This window comes from Blastomonas sp. CCH1-A6 (assembly GCF_001556365.1).
GTDB lineage: Bacteria > Pseudomonadota > Alphaproteobacteria > Sphingomonadales > Sphingomonadaceae > Blastomonas > Blastomonas ursincola.
On record NZ_LSIS01000012.1, the window covers coordinates 1 to 3,097 of the forward strand.

A 3,097-nucleotide genomic window follows, 5' to 3' on the forward strand; every position below is an offset into this window, starting at 1 on the left:
CATTGAGGTGGATCAAATTTTGGGGGAGATGGACAGTAAGTTTAAGATCCAAAGATTGGAAAGCTAACGCGGCCTTGTCACAAACAACCAATATTTGTATTTCACGTGGAGCGTGCAAGGACATTTGTATATCCGTAGGTAAGCTTACACCCCTCTAACCCCGGGATATACAATTCAAGCTGGAATGGGTTGGGCCTCCAGTGTTGCAGCAATAGCCTTACCGAAGATTGCTAGGAGATTGATATCTTCGTTGATCTGTCCGGGGCCGCTGGATCGCATAGCGTTTATTGAATGCGCGATTTGATTGCGTCTTTCAAAAAATTCCTCAATACGTTCAACAATACGTGCGTTTGCTTTGTTTGGTTCAAATTCGTTGACAAACAGCATTATTTCTGGATGTGATGATGCAAGCATGCAGATGTTTTTTAGTCCACTTATATTGAACAATCCATTAATCTCCTGAGGTCTCATGTTATTTTCGTTATGAATCAACTCGTCAAAAATATCTTGAGAAATGTCACCTTTGCAAAATTCGTAAACCTTGGTGAATCGTATGAGTAAATCTGTAAACATTCCCTCGCGGGAAATATTTGTAGATTGTGAGTCTAGCCGGGTGCGTGCCATTGCCTCTAATGTTCTTCGCCATGCAACTCCCGTAAGCTTGGGTGGCAAGCGTTCGAATGACCCGCAGGTATCCACTACATTTTTTGCATATGCGCGTGCTAATTGGCGAACGAATTCCTCGAAGGTGGCAGCCAAGAGAAGTACTGCGGCATTGGCTCCAGCGATACGGGCTCGTGGCTTCCCATGCGCCGGGTCTGCCGATGCATCGACCAGAATGCGAATCGCATCGAGTTCTTCCTCGTAATCTTCCAGTATTACGGAGAAAACGGTTGCCATGAAGTGTCACTCCACTGGATGGAGGATGCTCACCATGAGCGCGATGCGGTCTTTGACAGCCTGTGCGGTGTTCCCTTGGCCCGTAAGGACTGTCATCTGATCCTCGTCACCAAGTGCATCTTGAAGTCTTTGTTGAACGTGGTCCTTGGCTTCCCAGATTGCATGCCGGCGTTGCCATAGCACTTCGATAGCGACCATAGATGCATCGTAAAGGGCAGCAGAAACTCGCTCGCGCCCCCGGGCATCGGGGGGCAACCTGAATGGGCGACGATCAAAAAGTTCATAAAGGAAGGTGTAGCGCTCTCTAAACTCTTCTTCCAGTGCTAGTGCTTCCGCTTCTGAAATCCCGGTTCGCACCTCCATGGCTCGATCCAGCATGGCTTTCATTGATCCACGGATATTGGCGTCGTCTTTTAAGGCAAAGTACCTTAGTATGAGCTGGCAATCGGCCATTGTTGAGTATAGAGTATTTTTCTGTCTTTCTTCATTCTCATAATAGTCGTTCGGATCAGCTTCAATATAAGGGGGGATGTCAAATGTATCTGTAAAGGGAAGGAGGCGAGATAGCTGGACCAGGGTTTGGTTAAAATGCCCAGGATAGATAGCATTTCTTATTTCTTGTGCATTTAGTTTGGTTCCTCCCGTGTTGAGCCGATCAAATATGAATCGCCTAATATCGGTGGTGGATAGGCGTCCTGGTGCAGAGGGTTCGCTTTCTAAAAGGAGAACAATTGCTGAGAGCGTAGAGCGATCAAGGGCCCTCTTGATTCGCGGCGGGCAACGCAAGTATCTCAGTCCATTTAATGGTTTAAGAACCTCAAGCCCACTCAGGGCGAAGCCTCCCGCCATAAATTCTCTGACTGCATTAAGTCGTTGCTGGCCATCCATCACTTCATAACGGGCAGCGTCGCTTTCAAACAAAAATACTGGCGGAATGGGAATATTAAGAAGTAATGATTCAATAAGCCTAGATTTTTGCGGCACACTCCATCGGAGCCTCCTTTGATATTCTGGGCGCAGATTTAATACCTCGCCTTTATCGATTAGATCCTTAATTTGCGGAAGGAAAAAATTATTTGTCTGATATACTACACGAAACGCACTGTTTGCAAAAAATTGATCGGGGTCAACCCGGCCGGTATCCATTGGCTGCGCTAAGGCCAAATCCTCTTCGGCTTCGTCGCCGAGGTGCACAATTTCAAATTCATCATCCGCCATTTAGGACCTCCAACTTTTGGTATCATCTACTGAAATGCATCAGGAAGGTCAAAGGCCGTGAACTGTGCTGCTTCTGGAGTCAGCTGCTTAGCGGAGCTCAACATCGATTGAGAGGTTCTCGACAGGGTCAACAAATGATGTGATGATTAGAACCGTAGCGAACTGGCCGAAGCGTTGCAAAAAAAGCCGCCCCGGTCACCCGGGGCGGCTTTCTGATTTCCCAGCGGGAAGGGGCGTAAGGGTTACGCGGCCTTCTTGAAGCTGTCGACCGCGACGCTGACGCGGTTCGAGATCGGCTGGAACACGTCGCCGGCCAGCTTGATGAACGCTTCGCTGTTCTTCGAGGTCTGGGCGACGGCGGTGTCGAAGCTCTTCTTGACCAGCTTGGTCTGCAGCTCGATGAACTCGGTCGGCGACTTGACGGTGGTCATTTCCTTGAGCGCCGCGGTCAGCTCTTCAAAGCCCTTCTTGGCGTCTTCGGCATAGGCCTGGCCCATTTCCTGCGCGCCCTTGGCAGCGATCTTGCCCGATTCGACCAGGGCTTCGACATTGCCCTTGTTGAACTCGCTGGCCTGCGAAACCATTTCCGTGCCCTTTTCATAGGCAGTCTTGGCGCGGGTCGACATGTCGCCCATCAGGCTCTTCAGGCGCTCGGTCATGGCTTCGGCGGCCTTCTTGGTTTCGGTGGTGATGGTTTCTGCGGTGGTCATGATCTTCGTTTCCTTCTTGATTGCGGGTGCGGCGGCCTTGGCGGCGACCGGTGATGCGTTGACTGCGGACTTCTTGGGCGTGGTCTTGGGCTTTGCCGGTTTGGCGGCAGGCTTGGCCATCTTTGGTTCCGCGGCCTTGGCGACGGGCTTGGGAGCCTCTGCCTTGGCTGCGGGGACAGGCTTCGCCGCCACGGACGCCGGGGTTACGGCAGGTGCCGCAGCCAAGGCAGAGGCTCCCAAGCCCGTCGCCAAGGCCGCGGAACCAAAGA

The 3,097-nt window shown here is 51.1% G+C and carries 3 protein-coding genes; all 3 read right to left on the reverse strand.

Going from position 1 to position 3,097, the window contains the following annotated elements:
• Positions 1-174: 174 nt before the first annotated feature.
• Positions 175-900 carry an MAE_28990/MAE_18760 family HEPN-like nuclease gene (locus AX735_RS24790; RefSeq protein WP_137775522.1) on the reverse strand — a complete coding sequence of 242 codons (726 nt, stop codon included), beginning with the start codon at positions 898-900 and terminating at the stop codon, positions 175-177.
• A gap of 6 nt (positions 901-906) precedes the next feature.
• Complete coding sequence (locus AX735_RS24015; protein ID WP_082750843.1) at positions 907-2,118, reverse strand: DUF262 domain-containing protein; 1,212 nt, start codon at positions 2,116-2,118, stop codon at positions 907-909.
• Between the two features lie 242 nt (positions 2,119-2,360).
• Positions 2,361-2,948, reverse strand: a complete 588-nt coding sequence (locus AX735_RS00380; protein ID WP_156447375.1) for a phasin family protein — start codon at positions 2,946-2,948, stop codon at positions 2,361-2,363.
• Positions 2,949-3,097: the final 149 nt, after the last annotated feature.

Bases quoted from the DNA above. Each gene is read 5' to 3' on its own strand.
- AX735_RS24790 (WP_137775522.1), bottom strand. From the start codon at position 900: ATGGCAACCGTTTTCTCCGTAATACTGGAAGATTACGAGGAAGAACTC.
- AX735_RS24015 (WP_082750843.1), bottom strand. From the start codon at position 2,118: ATGGCGGATGATGAATTTGAAATTGTGCACCTCGGCGACGAAGCCGAA.
- AX735_RS00380 (WP_156447375.1), bottom strand. From the start codon at position 2,948: ATGGCCAAGCCTGCCGCCAAACCGGCAAAGCCCAAGACCACGCCCAAG.